16 protein-coding genes and 1 tRNA gene are annotated in these 16,852 nt (G+C 60.6%); 13 read left to right on the top strand and 4 right to left on the bottom strand.

Annotation, left to right across the window (positions count from 1 at the left end; translation table 11 throughout):
- From ACFFAR_RS07340 to nagZ, 10 genes are all read left to right on the top strand, one after another.
- The coding region (locus tag ACFFAR_RS07340) for a PDZ domain-containing protein (RefSeq protein WP_375507699.1) at positions 1–524 on the top strand (524 nt) is incomplete at its 5' end.
- A 6-nt stretch (positions 525–530) separates the two neighbouring features.
- Positions 531–773: a glutaredoxin family protein gene (locus ACFFAR_RS07345; RefSeq protein WP_062167233.1), complete on the top strand. Its 243-nt coding sequence runs from the start codon at positions 531–533 to the stop codon at positions 771–773.
- A 139-nt stretch (positions 774–912) separates the two neighbouring features.
- Positions 913–2,703, top strand: a complete 1,791-nt coding sequence (gene lepA, locus ACFFAR_RS07350) for a translation elongation factor 4 (RefSeq protein ID WP_061999944.1) — start codon at positions 913–915, stop codon at positions 2,701–2,703.
- Between the two features lie 21 nt (positions 2,704–2,724).
- A complete protein-coding gene (gene lepB, locus ACFFAR_RS07355) occupies positions 2,725–3,618 on the top strand; it encodes a signal peptidase I (protein WP_174362774.1) in 894 nt (297 codons plus the stop codon).
- A 214-nt stretch (positions 3,619–3,832) separates the two neighbouring features.
- The gene (gene rnc, locus ACFFAR_RS07360) at positions 3,833–5,038 is read left to right on the top strand and encodes a ribonuclease III (protein WP_174362775.1); all 1,206 of its coding nucleotides are present in this window, start codon (positions 3,833–3,835) and stop codon (positions 5,036–5,038) included.
- A 136-nt stretch (positions 5,039–5,174) separates the two neighbouring features.
- A complete protein-coding gene (gene era / locus ACFFAR_RS07365) occupies positions 5,175–6,074 on the top strand; it encodes a GTPase Era (RefSeq protein ID WP_061999941.1) in 900 nt (299 codons plus the stop codon).
- A complete protein-coding gene (recO, locus tag ACFFAR_RS07370) occupies positions 6,061–6,969 on the top strand; it encodes a DNA repair protein RecO (protein ID WP_062167225.1) in 909 nt (302 codons plus the stop codon). The genes era and recO overlap by 14 nt, the downstream gene beginning before the upstream one ends.
- On the top strand, positions 6,966–7,739 hold the full coding sequence (gene pdxJ, locus ACFFAR_RS07375; RefSeq protein WP_174362776.1) for a pyridoxine 5'-phosphate synthase: 774 nt from the start codon (positions 6,966–6,968) through the stop codon (positions 7,737–7,739). Before recO ends, pdxJ begins: the two co-directional genes overlap by 4 nt.
- A 3-nt stretch (positions 7,740–7,742) precedes the next feature.
- A complete protein-coding gene (gene acpS / locus ACFFAR_RS07380) occupies positions 7,743–8,150 on the top strand; it encodes a holo-ACP synthase (protein ID WP_061999938.1) in 408 nt (135 codons plus the stop codon).
- A gap of 56 nt (positions 8,151–8,206) precedes the next feature.
- Positions 8,207–9,211 (top strand): beta-N-acetylhexosaminidase, encoded by a 1,005-nt coding sequence (nagZ, locus tag ACFFAR_RS07385; RefSeq protein WP_375507701.1) that lies wholly within the window; start codon positions 8,207–8,209, stop codon positions 9,209–9,211.
- A 62-nt stretch (positions 9,212–9,273) separates the two neighbouring features.
- On the opposite strand, the gene ACFFAR_RS07390 is transcribed toward nagZ, so the two are convergent.
- From ACFFAR_RS07390 to earP, 4 genes are all read right to left on the bottom strand, one after another.
- Complete coding sequence (locus tag ACFFAR_RS07390) at positions 9,274–10,656, bottom strand: sigma-54 dependent transcriptional regulator (RefSeq protein ID WP_061999936.1); 1,383 nt, start codon at positions 10,654–10,656, stop codon at positions 9,274–9,276.
- Between the two features lie 261 nt (positions 10,657–10,917).
- Positions 10,918–11,253 (bottom strand): BON domain-containing protein, encoded by a 336-nt coding sequence (locus ACFFAR_RS07395; RefSeq protein WP_061999935.1) that lies wholly within the window; start codon positions 11,251–11,253, stop codon positions 10,918–10,920.
- Between the two features lie 252 nt (positions 11,254–11,505).
- The gene (gene efp, locus ACFFAR_RS07400; protein WP_061999934.1) at positions 11,506–12,063 is read right to left on the bottom strand and encodes an elongation factor P; all 558 of its coding nucleotides are present in this window, start codon (positions 12,061–12,063) and stop codon (positions 11,506–11,508) included.
- A gap of 238 nt (positions 12,064–12,301) precedes the next feature.
- A complete protein-coding gene (gene earP / locus ACFFAR_RS07405; protein WP_174364845.1) occupies positions 12,302–13,471 on the bottom strand; it encodes an elongation factor P maturation arginine rhamnosyltransferase EarP in 1,170 nt (389 codons plus the stop codon).
- Between the two features lie 176 nt (positions 13,472–13,647).
- Here earP and uvrC point away from each other — a divergent pair, with 176 nt between their 5' ends.
- The 3 genes from uvrC (at position 13,648) to ACFFAR_RS07420 (ending at position 16,746) form a co-directional block, all read left to right on the top strand.
- Positions 13,648–15,810, top strand: a complete 2,163-nt coding sequence (gene uvrC, locus ACFFAR_RS07410; RefSeq protein WP_375507700.1) for an excinuclease ABC subunit UvrC — start codon at positions 13,648–13,650, stop codon at positions 15,808–15,810.
- 85 nt (positions 15,811–15,895) lie between these two features.
- Positions 15,896–16,492 carry a CDP-diacylglycerol--glycerol-3-phosphate 3-phosphatidyltransferase gene (gene pgsA, locus ACFFAR_RS07415; RefSeq protein ID WP_061999931.1) on the top strand — a complete coding sequence of 199 codons (597 nt, stop codon included), beginning with the start codon at positions 15,896–15,898 and terminating at the stop codon, positions 16,490–16,492.
- A 178-nt stretch (positions 16,493–16,670) separates the two neighbouring features.
- Positions 16,671–16,746: transfer RNA gene (locus ACFFAR_RS07420), tRNA-Gly, on the top strand.
- Positions 16,747–16,852 lie beyond the last annotated feature (106 nt).

Consider the following 16,852-nt stretch of genomic DNA (forward strand, 5'->3'; position numbering starts at 1 on the left):
CCGCCGATAAAGCCGGCATCCAGCCGGGCGACATCATCCTGAAATACAACGGCCACGATGTCTCCACCGCGACCGATCTGCCGCGTATGGTCGGCGACACGAAGCCTGGCACGAAGGCGATCATCACCGTCTGGCGCAAGGGTCAGTCGCGTGACCTGCCGATCACCATCGCGGAAATGCAGCCGGACAAGGTCACCAAGGCCGAACCCAAGAAGCCGGCCCCGCCGAAGGAGCGTTCGCCGAGTAACGCGCTGGGTATCGCGGTGAGCGACATCCCGGCCGACCAGAAGAAGTCGCTGAAAATCCCCAATGGCGTGCAGGTGGAAGCGGTCGAAGGGCCGGCATCGCGTGCAGGGTTCCAGAAGGGCGACATCATCCTGCGTATCGGCGACACGGATATCACGAGCGCCAAGCAGTTCGATGCCGTCGCGCAGAACGTCGATCCGAGCAAGATGGTCGCGGTTCTCGTGCGCCGTGGCGACAACACGCAATTCGTGCCGCTGCGTCCGCGGTCGCAGAAGTAGGCTGCAATGCCCGCGCTCAAGCTCTACGGGCGCGCTTGGTGCCATCTCTGCGAGGATTTGCGCGCCGGACTCGAGCCGATCGCGGCGGAGTTCGGCGTGCCGGTCGAATGGATCGATATCGATACCGATCCGGCGCTCGAAGCGCTTTATGACGAACTCGTGCCCGTTTTGCTGTTCGATGGCGTCCAGTTGTGCCACTACCGGCTGGACGAATCCCGCGTGAGACAGGCGCTCGCCAGAATCGCCTGAGCGGGGCCGCAAACGCCCGCGTGTGAACGTAAATTCCCGTCCCCCCTCCTTTTCGGCTAAAATCGAAAGGTTTTTTACCCCATTTTCAAGGCGTGCTCCGCGTTTGTCTGGGCGCGCCTTTTTGCTTGATCGGCACTGAATGAATCATATTCGTAACTTCTCGATCATTGCGCACATCGACCACGGCAAATCGACGCTGGCCGACCGCATCATCCAGCTTTGCGGCGGCTTGTCCGACCGCGAAATGGACGCGCAGGTGCTCGATTCCATGGATCTCGAGCGTGAGCGCGGCATCACGATCAAGGCGCAAACCGCGGCCCTGAGCTACAAGGCGCGCGACGGTCAGGTCTACAACCTGAATCTCATCGACACCCCCGGACACGTCGACTTTTCTTATGAAGTCAGCCGTTCGCTGTCGGCGTGCGAAGGCGCGCTGCTGGTCGTGGATGCGAGCCAGGGCGTGGAAGCGCAGACGGTCGCCAACTGCTACATGGCGATCGAGCTCGGCGTGGAAGTCGTGCCAGTGCTGAACAAGATCGACTTGCCGGCCGCCGACCCCGAGAACGCGATTGCGGAAATCGAAGACGTGATCGGTATCGATGCAACCGATGCGACGCATTGCAGCGCCAAGACGGGCCTCGGCGTCACCGACGTACTCGAAGCGCTGATCGCGAAGGTGCCGCCGCCAAAGGGCGATCCGGACGCGCCGCTGCAGGCGCTGATCATCGACTCGTGGTTCGATAACTACGTGGGCGTGGTCATGCTCGTGCGCATCAAGAACGGCACGCTGCGCCCGAAAGACAAGATCAAGATGATGGCGTCCGGCGCGGTGTATCCGGTCGAGCACCTCGGCGTGTTCGCGCCGAAGGCCACGAACCTGGCGTCGCTGTCGGCGGGGCAGGTGGGCTTCATTATCGCGGGCATCAAGGAGCTGCAGGCTGCGAAGGTCGGCGATACGGTCACCACCGTCGCCCGTCCGGCCGAAACGCCGTTGCCCGGCTTCAAGGAAGTGAAGCCGCAAGTGTTCGCCGGTTTGTATCCGGTCGAAGCGAACCAGTACGACGCGCTGCGCGAATCGCTGGAAAAGCTGAAGCTCAACGACGCGTCGCTGCAATACGAGCCGGAAGTGTCGCAGGCGCTCGGTTTTGGTTTCCGATGCGGCTTTCTCGGTCTTCTGCACATGGAGATCGTGCAGGAACGCCTTGAGCGCGAGTTCGACATGGACCTCATCACCACGGCGCCGACCGTGGTGTACGAAGTCGTGAAGCGCGACGGCGAACTGATCCAGGTCGAGAATCCGGCCAAGATGCCGGAGCCTTCGTACATTGAAGAAGTGCGCGAGCCGATCGTGACCGTGAACCTGTACATGCCGCAGGAGTATGTGGGCGCGGTGATCACGCTGTGCACGGGCAAGCGCGGCCAGCAGATCAACATGCAGTATCACGGCCGGCAGGTCCAGCTCACGTACGAAATTCCCATGGCGGAAATCGTGCTCGATTTCTTCGATCGGCTGAAGTCCACGTCGCGCGGTTATGCGTCCATGGACTACGAGTTCAAGGAATATCGTGCGTCTGACGTGGTGAAGGTCGACATGCTGATCAACGGCGATAAAGTCGATGCGCTGTCAGTCATCACGCACCGGTCGCAGAGCCAGCATCGCGGGCGCGAAGTGGCGTCGAAGATGCGCGAACTGATTCCGCGGCAGATGTACGACGTGGCGATCCAGGCGACTATCGGCGCGAACATCATTGCGCGCGAGAACATTAAAGCATTGCGTAAGAACGTTCTGGCAAAGTGCTACGGCGGCGATATCTCCCGAAAGAAAAAGCTCCTGGAAAAGCAGAAGGCCGGCAAGAAGCGCATGAAGCAGGTCGGTTCGGTCGAGATTCCGCAAGAAGCTTTCCTCGCGATTCTTCGCGTCGAAGATTAATAAAACAACCGGAAACGATTGATGAATTTTGCGTTGATTCTTTTGGTGCTCGTCGTCCTGACGGGTATCGCGTGGGTGTTCGATAAACTGGTATTCGAGCCGCAACGGCGGCGCGCGGCAGATGCAGCGGTAGCGGAGTTCGACCAGCAGCAGGCACGTCTGGAACCGCGCTTCGCCGACGAGCACGCACCGCAAACACGTGCTCGTCTGCGCGATGAAAAGCTCCGCCAGCCCTGGTATCTGGAATATTCGGCAAGCTTCTTTCCGGTCATCCTCGTGGTTTTTGTCGTGCGTTCGTTCGTTGTCGAGCCCTTCAAGATTCCGTCCGGATCGATGGTGCCGACGCTGCTGGTCGGCGACTTCATTCTGGTCAATAAATTCGAATACGGTTTGCGCCTGCCTATCAGCAATACGAAGCTGACAAGCGGCACGCCGCTTAAACGCGGCGACGTGGTCGTGTTCCGTTATCCAAAAGACGAATCCGTCGATTACATCAAGCGTGTAATCGGACTTCCCGGCGACACGGTTGCGTATCAGGACAAGAAGCTCACCATCAATGGCAAGCCGGTTCCTGAAACGTCGTTGCCCGATTTCTTCGATGACGAACGCATTGGTTATGCAAAGCAGTTCGAAGAAGATCTCGACGGCCGCAAGAACGCCATTCTGAACAATGCACAAGTACCGCCGTTTGTGATTGGCGCCGATGATTTCCCGAATCGCGACAACTGCAATTACAACGCACAAGGCGTGATCTGCAAGGTGCCCCCGGGCAGCTACTTCATGATGGGCGACAATCGCGACAACAGCGCGGACAGCCGTTATTGGGGTTTTGTACCTGATGCAAATATCGTTGGTCGAGCATTCTTTATCTGGATGAACTTCAGCAGTTTGAAGCGCATTAGTTCATTCCATTGAAACACGCCATGCTTGTATAAATGGTTCGACATTACGCCGCGGGATAACGCGGCGTAGTCGTTAATAAGCACCTCGCATGGACACGTTGCACGGGCCGCCTAGAAACAGCACGAAGAAAAGCGGCTAACGTGCAAGTGTCGTATTGGATTTTATTTTCGGTTTGCCGTTTTCCAGCTGGAATCGCCGGTCCCGGCGCCCGCGTTATACTCTGCCCATGCCCTCAACCCCGTTGGAAAGCCGGCTTCAGTACGAATTTCGCAATGCGGAATTGCTGCGCCAGGCGATGACCCATCGCAGTCACAGTGCCACGCACAATGAACGACTCGAATTTCTCGGAGATTCCGTTCTAAATTGCGTGGTGGCTGCGCTTTTGTTCCAACGATTCGCAAAACTCGACGAAGGCGATCTTTCTCGCGTCCGCGCCAACCTGGTCAAGCAGCAGTCGCTTTATGAGATTGCGCAGGCGCTGAACGTCTCGGAAGCCTTGCGCCTGGGCGAAGGGGAGCTGCGCAGTGGCGGGTTTCGTCGGCCGTCCATCTTGGCTGACACACTGGAAGCCATTTTCGGCGCTGTCTTCCTTGACGGCGGTTTCGACGCGGCGCTGGAAGTCATCAAGCGCCTCTACACGCCAATTCTCGATCACATCGATCCACGCACCATCGGCAAGGACGCGAAGACGCTGCTGCAAGAGTATCTGCAGGGGCACAAGATCGCGTTGCCGACTTATACCGTTGTCGCAACGCACGGGGCCGCGCACAACCAGCAGTTCGAGGTGGAATGCACGGTGCCGAAGCTCGACGTGAAGGTGTCGGGTTCCGGCGCGAGCCGCCGTGCGGCCGAACAGGCTGCGGCGAAAAAGGCGCTGGACGAACTGGCGTCGGCCACGCCCGCGCTGACCGCCAAGCCCAAGCGCAAGGGTTCCCGTGCTGCCAAACTCGCGGAACAGGAAATCGTCCCCGGCGTAACGGGCGTTCAGGCTGCACTGGATCTGCGTGCTCCCGATCGGCGTGAACGCGCGCGGGCGAGCGCGGCCAACGGCAATGCCCATAACGATCCCGAACGTCCGGCGACGGCGCCGCTGGCGGTGATTCGTGCATCGCACGTGGAACCATCGGCGGAGAAGGTCGAGCGTTCGACGATTCATCGGGCGGAACGCGCGGAGAAGGGCGCACCCGAGGCGTCTACGGCGCGCAGCGAGAGCGCTGATAAACCGGTGGATAACGCTGTGCATAACCCGGTTGAGAAGGCCACCGTCAAGGCGGCGAGCAAGCCGGTCGCGGAATCTGTGGTCATCGACAAATCCGCGTCCCCTGCACGGTCGCGCGACGAAGCGCAGGCGAAAGCCGAGGAAAGCGTCGAGGCGCACGCGGACGCGAGCGTCGACGAAACCGTCGCACGCTCGGCCGATGCCGGTCATTAAAGTGCGCTAACGTGCATCGAGGCTATTCCTCAAGCAAGCGCTGAGCGCTGAGTGCCGCCGCCGAAGCGGCCGCGCCACTGAACAAACGCAACGCCCGACGCCACGCGTCCCAACGAATCTGTAGCTGCAAACATCTATGAACGCTCCCACTCCCTCTGATTTCCGCTGCGGCATGGTCGCGATCGTCGGCCGGCCGAACGTCGGCAAATCGACCTTGATGAACGCGCTCGTCGGGCAGAAAGTCAGCATCACATCGCGCAAGGCGCAGACCACGCGGCATCGGATCACCGGCATTCGTACGCTGGACGACGCACAGTACATCTTTGTCGATACCCCCGGCTTCCAGACTAAGCACAGCGGCGCACTGAACCGCTCGCTGAACCGTGCTGTAACTTCCACGCTGACAGCGGTCGATGCCATCCTGTTCGTGATCGAAGCTGGCCGTTTCGGGCCGGACGACCAAAAAGTGCTCGACCTGATCCCGAACGACACGCCGTGCCTTTTGATCGCAAACAAGCTGGATCACGTGAACGACAAGGAGACGCTGTTCCCGTTCATGCAGAAGATGAGCGCATTGCACGACTTCAAGGAAATCGTGCCGATGACCGCGAAGCATCCCGACGACATCACGCGTCTGATGGCGGTGGTGAAGCCGTATCTCCCGGAAGGAACGCCCATCTACGGCGAAGACGACCTAACGGACCGCAGCGAGCGTTTTCTCGCCGCTGAAATCCTGCGCGAGAAAGTGTTCCGCTGGACTGGCGACGAGTTGCCGTACACGAGCACGGTGATGATCGACAAATGGGAGACCGAAGGCCGCCTGCGCCGGATTTTCGCGACCATCCTGGTTGAACGCGATACCCACAAGGCGATGATCATCGGTCAGAAAGGGGCGAAGCTGAAGCAGATCAGCACTGAAGCTCGTCTCGACATGGAAAAGCTTTTCGATGGCCCCGTGTACCTTGAAACCTTCATCAAGGTGAAGAGCGGCTGGGCCGATAACGAAGCGGGATTGCGCGCCTATGGGTACGAATGACGCGTGGATGACCCAGTCTTCCAACGCCGACTCCGATCCGCTCGCCGACGATAACTTCAGTGTCGACGAGCCGCCGACGCCCGCGCCGAAAAAGCGCGGGACGCGCGCCGCTTCGACCAAAGCTTCCGCCAAATCCGCTGCACCGAAAGAACCCAGGCCGCCTCGCGCTGCGCCGCGTTCGGATTTTCGTATCGCGGAGCAGCCGTCGTTCGTACTGCACAGCTATCCGTATCGTGAAACAAGCCTGATCCTCGATGTATTTTCCCGCGATCACGGCCGCGTTGCGCTCGTCGCCAAGGGCGCAAAACGGCCGCATTCGGCGCTGCGCGGCGTACTGCAGACATTCCAGCCACTGGGTTTGTCGTGGACGGGGAAGGGCGAAGTACGCACCCTGACGCAGGCAGAATGGGTCGGCGGCATGTTGCCGCTCGCCGGCGACGCGTTGCTGTGCGGTTTCTACGTCAACGAATTGCTCGTCAAGTTCTGCGCACGCGAAGACGCGCATCCCGCGCTGTTCAATCATTACGTGCTGACGTTGTCGCGTCTCGCGCACGGCGAGCCGGCGCTGTACGCGTTGCGATCGTTCGAGCGCGTGTTGCTGCGCGAGACCGGTTACGCAATGGCGCTGAACAAGACCATCACGCGCCAGCCGGTTGTCGCCGGGCAGAAGTACGTGTTCGATCCCGAACGCGGCGTGCGTGAAGCATCGGACGATGTCCCGTCGCAATGGCCCGTGATCGCGGGGCAAACCCTTCTCGACATGGAGAAGGACGAATACAGCCGCCCGCAGACGGCCGCGCAGAGCAAAACGCTGATGCGCTTTCTGCTGAACGTGTATCTTGGCGGCACGCCGCTCGCCACCCGTCAAATCCTGATCGACCTGCAAAACCTATGAGCTTCTTTCTTTCGTCGCCCGCGAATGTGATCGATCTGGGCGTCAACATCGATCACGTCGCAACGCTGCGCAACGCGCGTGGCACGCAGTACCCCGACCCGATCCGCGCCGCGCTGCAAGCTGAAGAAGCCGGCGCCGACGCCATCACGCTGCATTTGCGGGAAGATCGCCGTCACATTCTCGATGCCGATGTGCACGCGCTGCGTCCTCTGCTCAAAACGCGGATGAACCTCGAATGCGCGGTGACGCAGGAAATGCTCGACATCGCGTGCGGCGTGCGTCCGCATGACGTGTGTCTGGTGCCGGAAAAGCGCCAGGAACTGACGACCGAAGGCGGCCTTGACGTCGCCGGCCAGTTCAACGCCGTCAAAGCCGCGTGCGAGCAGTTGAAGCAGGCGGGCGCGCGGGTTTCGCTTTTCATCGATGCCGATGAAACCCAGATTCGCGCCGCGCATGAAGCGGGCGCGCCGGTTATCGAACTGCATACGGGCTGCTACGCCGAAGCACACGACGAAGCCACGCAGCAAAAGGAATTCGAGCGCGTGGCGCGAAGCGTCGATTTCGGCAATTCGCTCGGCCTGAAGGTGAACGCGGGACACGGTCTGCACTACACGAACGTGCAGCCGATCGCAGCGCTTGAAGGCATTGTGGAGCTGAACATCGGGCATGCGATCGTCGCGCACGCGATCTTTGCCGGCTGGGATAACGCCGTGCGCGAGATGAAGGCGATCATGGTGGCGTCGCGTCTTGCCGCCACATCGTCGCGATAAACCATGGCGATCTACGGAATCGGTACGGACCTGGTTCAGGTAAGCCGCATTGCCGGCGTGATGGAGCGCACGAAAGGGCGCTTCGCCGAGAAGGTGCTCGGCGCGGACGAACTGCGCGTCTATCACGCACGCAAGGCGCGCTCCGAAGTACGCGGCCTGGCGTTCCTCGCAACGCGTTTCTCGGCGAAGGAAGCGTTTTCGAAGGCGATCGGCCTCGGCATGCACTGGCCCATGACCTGGCGCGCGGTCCAGACGCTCAACGAGCCGAGCGGCAAGCCGAAGGTGGTGGCATCGGGCGAACTCGCCGAGTGGCTCGAGGCGCGTGGCATCACGGCGCAAGTCACCATCACCGATGAACGCGACTACGCGGTGTCGTTCGTGATCGCAGAAACGAATGTGCAAGACTACTAACCCCTGACTTTTCCGCATCCAATTTGAACTCGTTAAAACGCACTCCCGGTCCGGTCATGCTCGACGTGGCCGGCACCACGCTCTCCGACGCCGACATTCGCCGTATCGACCATCCGATGACCGGCGGCATCATCCTCTTCACGCGGCATTTCCAGGATCGGGCGCAGCTCGTTGCACTGACCGACGCGATTCGCGCGGTGCGTGACGATATCCTGATCGCCGTGGATCACGAAGGTGGCCGCGTGCAGCGTTTCCGTACCGATGGCTTCACGGTCCTGCCCGCGCCGGGCAAGCTCGGCGCGTTGTGGGATCGCGACGTATTGCTCGCTACCAAGACCGCGACGGCCTTTGGCTACGTGCTCGCGGCGGAGTTGCGGGCGTGCGGTATCGACATGAGTTTCACGCCCGTACTCGATCTCGACTACGGGCATTCGAAGGTGATCGGCGATCGCGCGTTGCACAGCGACCCGCGCGTGGTGACCCTGCTTGCGAAGAGCCTGAACCACGGCTTGGCGCTCGCGGGCATGGCCAATTGCGGCAAGCATTTTCCGGGGCACGGGTTTGCATCGGCGGATTCGCATGTCGCCATGCCGGTGGACGACCGCTCGCTCGAAGACATCCTCGCCGCCGATACCAAGCCGTACAACTGGCTGGGGATGTCGCTGGCGTCGGTGATTCCGGCGCACGTGATCTACCCGCAAGTCGATGAAAAACCTGCCGGCTTCTCGCGCGTCTGGCTGCAGGACATCTTGCGGGGCAAGCTGGGTTTCAATGGCGCGATCTTCAGCGACGATCTGTCGATGGAAGCCGCCCGCGCCGGCGGCACGCTGACCGAAGCCGCAACAGCGGCGCTGACCGCTGGCTGTGACATGGTGCTGATCTGCAACCAGCCGGAAGAGGCTGAGAAGGTCCTCGACAGGCTGACGTTCCAGCAGACGAAGGCGTCGCTGACGCGGTTGAAGCGCATGCGTCCCAGAGGGCACGCGTGGCGCTGGAACAAGCTGATGTCGCAGGTGGAATATCAGCAGGCGCTGGCGCAGGTCAAGAGCGCGCTGGGCTGAATGCAAAAAGCCGGAGGTTTCTGAGAAAGAAACCTCCGGCTTTTTTTCAAACTCAAACGCATTTACTCCAGCTTCATGCGCTGCAGCTTGTTGTAGAGCGTCTTCGGGCTGATGCCAAGCAGCGTCGCCGCCCGATGCCGCGTGCCGCCAACCGCTTCGAGCGTCGCGCGAATCAGCATGTCTTCCACGTCGGCGAGTGCCGTGCCGACCGTCACCTGGACGCTGGTGCCGTTCAGCCCACGTCCGCCTGCGCTCGTATGTTCATCGGCGCGAAGGGTTTCGATCACGTCGCCGGACGCGTGGTACGCACGACGAACCCGGTCGCGCAACTCACGCACGTTGCCCGGCCATTCGGCTGCAAGGCACTCGCGGATGAAATCCGGGCTCACACGTTTGGGCGCGCCGCTCGTGATGCCGCTCACATGATTTTCGCGATTCAGCTCATAGACGAAATGCTCGGCGAGCAGCGCAATGTCATCGCCGCGATCGCGCAGCGGTGGCAACGCAATCGACGATGCATTCAGGCGCTGGAACAGATCCTCGCGCAATTTGCCCTCGGCGACGGCGTCTTTGGGCGGCACTCTGGTCGATGCCAGCAGCCGGAAATCCGTCACGATCTTGTTGCTGCCGCCCACGCGCATGAACGTCTGCGAGTCGAGTGCGCGCAGCAGGGCTTCTTGCTGGGCGATCGGCAATGCATCGATCTGATCGAGGAACAACGTGCCGCCACCGGCCTGTTCGAGCAAGCCCGGCTCGCGGTTCTCCGCGCCGGCGAATGCGCCGCGCTCGTGACCGAACATCAGGCTTTCCATCGAACGTGCGTTGCTGTCCGTGGCTGCCGCGCAATCGAACGAAACAAATGGACCTTTGCGGCGCCGGCTCATCTCATGCAGGGTACGTGCGGCGACCTTCTTGCCCGTGCCGGCTTCCCCGCAGATCAGTACGGCGGCTTCAGTCGGCGCGGTATGTTCGATCAGGTCGTAGACATGCTGAATCGCGGCGCTGCGCCCCAGCATGCTGCCGAAATGGCCGAGTTCGCGCAGCGTGCTGCGCAACGCGCCGACTTCCTCAGTCAGTTCGTACGGGCGTGGAATGCGTGCGAGCAAACTGCGCAGGCGCGGAATGTTCACCGGCTTCAGCAGGTAATCCCAGATGCCCTGCCGCAGGCCTTCAATCGCGCTTTCCACAGTCGCGTTCCCGGTCATCACGATAACCGGCAGGGCACCGCCTGGCGGCTGCGCAGGAAGGTTGTGCAGCAGGTCGAGACCGCTGCCATCCGGCAAGTTCAGGTCGACGAGCACGACGTCCGGAATGAAGCGCGTCAGGGCGGAACGCGCCTCGGCGAGCGTGGTTGCGGTATCGACGGAAAAACCGTCGGCCGCGAGAATGGCGGACAGGCCAGAAAGGCTGTTCGGATCGTCTTCGACAATCAAAGCGTGTGGCATGGCGGACACGGCGTAATAAGTGGGTCTGAATGGCGTTCCGGGCCGGCCGCCATCTGGCGACGCTCGGCGGCGAACGCGTCGGTACCGGGCAATGAAGACGCCGGCCCGCCTTGTGGCTGACATCATCTCAGCTCATCATTGCGTTCCAGTTATCGCTGTTCATCGCCGGGTCTTCGTCCTGCGCTTGCTCAATACTGATTTCTGCGCTGGCACGGCTTGCATCCGGTCGAACAACATGGAGCAAGCCGGACCGGAAGGCGCTTACTGCGGCTTCACATGCAAGTCGTTCTTGACGGACTGCACGCCTTCCACGCCACGAGCAACCGAAACCGCCTTTTGAATCTGGCTCGGAGAATCCACGAAGCCCGACAACAGCACTTCGCTCCGATACGTCTTGACGCTCACTGACAAGGACTTCAGGCCCGGGTCCTCCAGCAAGGCCGTCTTCACTTTGGTAGTGATGGCAGAGTCTGTGGTGTATTCGCCAGCCGACTCATGTGTGGGCGTCGACGAACAACCGGCAGTGATGGCGATTGCGGGAACGGCACAAACAGCGGCAATTACGAGGCGTGCGAAAGCGGTTTTTGTAGTCGTCATTTTTTCTTGTGATGAAAGTTGAAAGATTCCGCGCGTTCATTGCGCAGTCACGACTACTGGAGCAGGTTTCGTGCCATCGGCTTGAAGTAGACGAATCAGGTAGTTAGCTGCGCGCCTTGCACCGAATGACACGTTTCAATCGTAATTTCGAAGTATGAACCGGTAAAGTTTGCCTGAATTGGCAATAATGTTCAGCAAAAAGAAAAAGCGCCCCGAAGGGCGCTTTTCGTGACTTCCGAAGCGACGCTGGCTTTAAGCGCGGCTGCGGTATTCGTTCGTGCGGGTATCGATTTCGATCTTGTCGCCGATGTTGCAGAAGAGCGGCACTTGCAGTTCGAAGCCCGTTGCGAGCTTGGCCGTCTTCAGGACCTTGCCCGACGACGTATCGCCCTTGACGGCCGGTTCCGTGTAGATGATCTCGCGGACCAGCGAGGTTGGCAGTTCTACCGAGATGGCTTTCTCGTTGTAGAACACCACTTCGCACGGCATGCCGTCTGCAAGGTAGTTAAGGGCGTCGCCCATCATGTCGGCTTCGACTTCGAACTGGTTGTAGTCAGCGTCCATGAACACGTACATAGGGTCGGCGAAGTACGAGTACGTCACTTCCTTGCGGTCGAGCTGGACGACGTCGAATTTGTCGTCCGCCTTGTACACCGATTCCATGTTGCCGCTTGCCAGCAGGTTGCGGAACTTCATCTTCACGACCGCGGAATTGCGGCCGGATTTGTTGTATTCGGCCTTCAACACGACCATGGCATCGCTGCCGATCATCACGACGTTGCCGACGCGGAGTTCTTGTGCGGTCTTCATAATTAAAAAACTGTCCTGTACGAAAATGTGAGCCTGTTCGCTGCGGTGATGGCGGCTGACTCGAAATTGGATGTGTTGCAGCTACCCTGCCTGTTCCGTCCCACGCCATGCCGCGCGCCTGGGTGCTCGCCTGGGTGCTTGCTTGAATGCTTCACCCGTCCACCGTGGAATCCGCCCGAAAACGTACGCGTTGTGTCTCGTTGCGTCTGTTCCGGACTGCAAGCCGTTGGATAACCGCTTATTTTAACTGAGATTTTGCGAAATCCGCCAGATTTCCAGCCAGATCGCCAAGACTCGCAAGTTCCACGGCCCAATCGGCCGCGCGCTGCTCCAGATGCTTTCGATACCGCCAGAAACCGGACCAATCCGGCGCGCCTACGCCGTTCCAGGCATGCCAGAACCGCTCCAGCGCAGCCCGCGCGGGCTCCGGCAAGCTGTTTGCGTAGTGGGCGAGGGCGGCGTCGAGCTTGGGCAGATGGGCGTCGTCTGCTTGCGGATAGATTTGCCACACGAACGGTTTTTGCGCCCATTGCGCTCGAACGAACGAATCTTCGCCGCGCACGAAATTGATATCGGCGGCCCAGAGCAAGGCGTCGAAAAGCGGCTGTTCCACAAAACCCAGCGCGTAGGCCTTCAACGAACCGCTTTCAGCCTTCGATCCCGCCGCAAACCCCGATAGCCCAAAAAAGCGTGCAATAGCGCCTGAAATGCGTCCTTCGGGCACCAGCAATGCAATGGGCGTGGGTGAATCACGCCATTGTTCGAGCAATGTATCGATGGCCGGATTCTCGTACGCGAACAGGGAGATCACCGTTGTCTCGGACGAAGGCGCCGTGATGCCGACCCGTTCCTGCCACCACGCGTCGCGCTGGAACGCTTCGCGTTGCGCGTCTAACGTCCGTTCCTTCAGGACGCCGCCCGTGCCCGCACCGAGGCCCGGAAAGAAGAAGGTCTTGTTGATCGCATGGCGCGGATGCGGCGACGGCCGCAGGTGGAAATCCGCGACCCAGTCCTCGGCGCTCAGATATTCCAGGTTGAACCACACGGGTTTGCGATCGCGGCGCGCCATCGCGGTGACGTAGATGGCGGGCAGCTCGCAGCCGAACGCTTCGATCACGACATCGGCGATCTGCAGCGTGTCGCCGGCGTGTGTCGGCGCGTGCCAGTGCTCGATCACGACGCCCCCGGCCTCCTGGCGCGCGAGCGTCGCATCGACGGCGGGGCAGAGCGCGTGGAAAGCCTTGAGGTCATCGACGAAAAGGCGCACTTGCCAGCCGTGCTCCGCCTTGAGCTGGCGCGCGAGGCGCCAGCAGACGCCGATGTCGCCGAAGTTGTCGATGACTTCGCAAAAAATATCGCACGCGATTTCGGCATCTGCATGACCGGCCACCGCCGGGGAATTTTCCATTGAAGCAGGCATAAGTGCTGAAGCGGCGACGAACCGCTTGATCGATGGTGAACGAGAGCCCGAGTGTGGTTTGCACTAAACTGGCATTTTTGAAGATGACGATTCGCGCGCTCCGGCCTCAAAGCCGCCAGGCGGCTTCAATATGACCTCAACGCGAACTCCGCACGACACCCTGCATGACCGAACCCGACGTTTTCGACCCTAAAAAGAACCTGGCCCAGTTGCCGCACCTGCCGGGCGTGTACCGCTACTACGACGAGAACGGCAACGTGCTGTACGTCGGGAAAGCGCGCGACCTGAAAAAGCGCGTATCGAGCTATTTTACGAAGACGCTGCTTTCGCCGCGCATCGCGATGATGGTCACGCGCATTCGCAAGATAGAAACGACCGTCACGCGATCCGAAGCCGAAGCGCTGTTGCTTGAGAATAATCTGATCAAGGCGCTCACGCCGCGATACAACATCCTGTTTCGCGACGACAAGTCTTATCCGTATCTCAAGCTGACTGGCCACAAGTTTCCGCGCATGGCGTATTACCGCGGCAGCGTCGACAAGAAGAACCAGTATTTCGGTCCGTTCCCGAGCGCGTGGGCCGTACGCGAGAGTATCCAGATTTTGCAGCGCGTGTTCCAGTTGCGCACGTGCGAGGATTCCGTCTTCACCAACCGCACGCGACCGTGCCTGCTGCATCAGATTGGACGATGCACGGGACCGTGCGTCGGTTTGATCGATGAAGAAGATTACGCGCGCGATGTGTCGAATGCATCGCGTTTCCTGCTCGGACGGCAGGGCGAAGTGATGAAGGAACTCGAGCAGAAGATGCATGCGTTCGCGGCCGACCTCAAGTTCGAGCAGGCCGCCGCCGTGCGCAACCAGATGAGTTCCCTGTCCACCGTGCTGCATCAGCAGGCTATCGAAGTGGGCGGCGACAACGACGTCGATATCCTTGCGGTCGTCGCGCTCGGCGGCAAGGTCTGCGTGAACCTCGCGATGGTGCGCGGCGGCCGGCATCTCGGCGACAAAGCGTACTTCCCGACGCATGTCGAAGCCGCGCTGGCGATTGAAGATGCAATGCCAGAGGAACTGGCCGATGACTACACTGCGGAAGACATCGGCGATATCGTCATCGAGCAAGTCGAAGCAAACGCCAGTGAAATCGCGTTGCCGGCGGGCACGCTTGCGTCGATCGAGCAGGATTTCGAGGCGCATGCCACGACCGGCGAAATGCAGGAGGAGATCGCCGAAACCGGCGCGGTCGAAGAATCCGAACTTGCCACCGAGTCGCAGCGTCAGGGCGCGCTCGAGGCTGAGGTGCTGGAGGCGTTCATCGCGCAGCATTACATCGGCAATCGTGTTCCGCCGGTGCTGGTTGTCAGTCACGCGCCGGCGAATCGCGAACTCGTCGATCTGCTGATCGAACAGGCTGGCCACAAGGTCACGCTGTTGCGCCAGCCGCAGGGACAAAAGCGCGTGTGGTTGTCCATGGCCGAGTCCAACGCGAAGCTCGCCCTCGCGCGTCTGCTCTCCGAGCAGGGCTCGCAACAGGCCCGCACGCGATCGCTCGCGGACACGTTGAGTCTGGAAATGGATGACCTCGCGCAATTGCGCATCGAATGTTTCGATATCAGCCACACGATGGGCGAAGCGACGCAGGCATCGTGCGTGGTCTATCACCATCACAAGATGCAGACGGCGGAATACCGGCGCTACAACATCACCGGCATCACGCCCGGCGACGATTACGCCGCGATGCGCCAGGTCCTGACCCGCCGCTACGAGAAGATGGTCGCGCAAGCCGCGGCGCGGGCGGCTGAAGAGCCGGTGGTCCCGGACCCGTCTGAAGCACCGCAATCGGATGAGCCGGACGTTGCCGAACCCACGCCTTCGGGCGGGCGTTTGCCGAACATCGTGTTGATCGATGGCGGCAAGGGACAGGTCGAGATCGCGCGGCAAGTGTTCGCCGAACTGGGGCTCGACCACGGCATGCTGGTTGGCGTCGCGAAAGGAGAAGGGCGTAAGGTGGGCCTCGAAACGCTGATTTTCGCCGATACCCGCACGCCGCTCGAACTCGGCAAGGAAAGCGCTGCGCTGATGCTGGTCGCACAGATCCGCGATGAAGCGCACCGCTTTGCAATCACCGGCATGCGCGCGAAACGCGCGAAGACGCGGCAGACGTCGCGGCTCGAGGAGCTCGAGGGCATTGGCGCAAAACGGCGTCAGCGGCTGCTGTCGCGTTTTGGCGGATTGCGCGGCGTGCAGGCGGCGAGCGTGGAAGATCTTGCGAGTGTGGAAGGGATTTCGCAGGCGCTGGCCGAGCAGATCTACCGGCAGTTGCATTGAGCGCAACGTCCGGCCGTCCGGCCCGTCGGCTTGTGACATATAAGTCGACGCGGCACAATGGCACCTCTCAATAAGAGTCACGCCCATGCCGTTCAATTTCCCGATCTTCCTGACGTGGCTGCGAATCGTGCTGATTCCGCTCGTCGTGGGCGTCTTCTATTTGCCGGACGTGATGATGAGCCCGGACCATCGCAACCTGGTCGGCATGGTCATCTTCGTGCTCGCCGCGCTGACCGACTGGTTCGACGGCTATCTGGCGCGCAAGCTCAACCAGACATCGGCGTTCGGCGCGTTTCTCGACCCCGTCGCCGACAAGCTCATGGTCACGGCCGCGCTGCTGATCCTCGTGCAACTGATGCGGCTGAACGCGGTGATTGCGCTGGTGATCGTGGGGCGCGAGATCACCATTTCCGCATTGCGTGAATGGATGGCGCAGATCGGGGCGTCGAAGAGCGTTGCCGTGAATTCGCTGGGCAAGTTCAAGACCGTTTGCCAGATGGTCGCGATCCCCATGCTGCTCTTCTACGGGCCGCTGAAGATATCGGGTACGCCTATCGTTATCGATACACGCATGTGGGGTCTCTGGCTGATCTACGTTGCTGCATTCCTCACCGTATGGTCGATGCTCTATTACATGAAGCTCGCCTGGCCGCAAATACGCGAGCGCGGCGGCATGCTTTAACCTGTGTACGAGATGGTTGATTGCAGTTAAAAGTGATGGGGCGCATACAAAGCTCTTGACACCAAAGTTGGGGTTCTCCATAATCTCGTTTCTGTCGGATGCACGCGAAACAAGACATCGCAACGCAGCGTCTGATGAAGTACAAAAGCAGTAAATTGGCAGAGGAAGTCGGCAAGATGCGGGAGTAGCTCAGCTGGTAGAGCGCAACCTTGCCAAGGTTGAGGTCGCGAGTTCGAGCCTCGTCTCCCGCTCCAGATTCAGAGGTCGTCGGCAATGGTAAGTCGACGACTGGCAGTAGATTGCAAGGCAAGATGCGGGAGTAGCTCAGCTGGTAGAGCGCAACCTTGCCAAGGTTGAGGT

Source organism: uncultured Caballeronia sp., assembly GCF_964243625.1.
Taxonomy (GTDB): Bacteria; Pseudomonadota; Gammaproteobacteria; order Burkholderiales; family Burkholderiaceae; genus Caballeronia.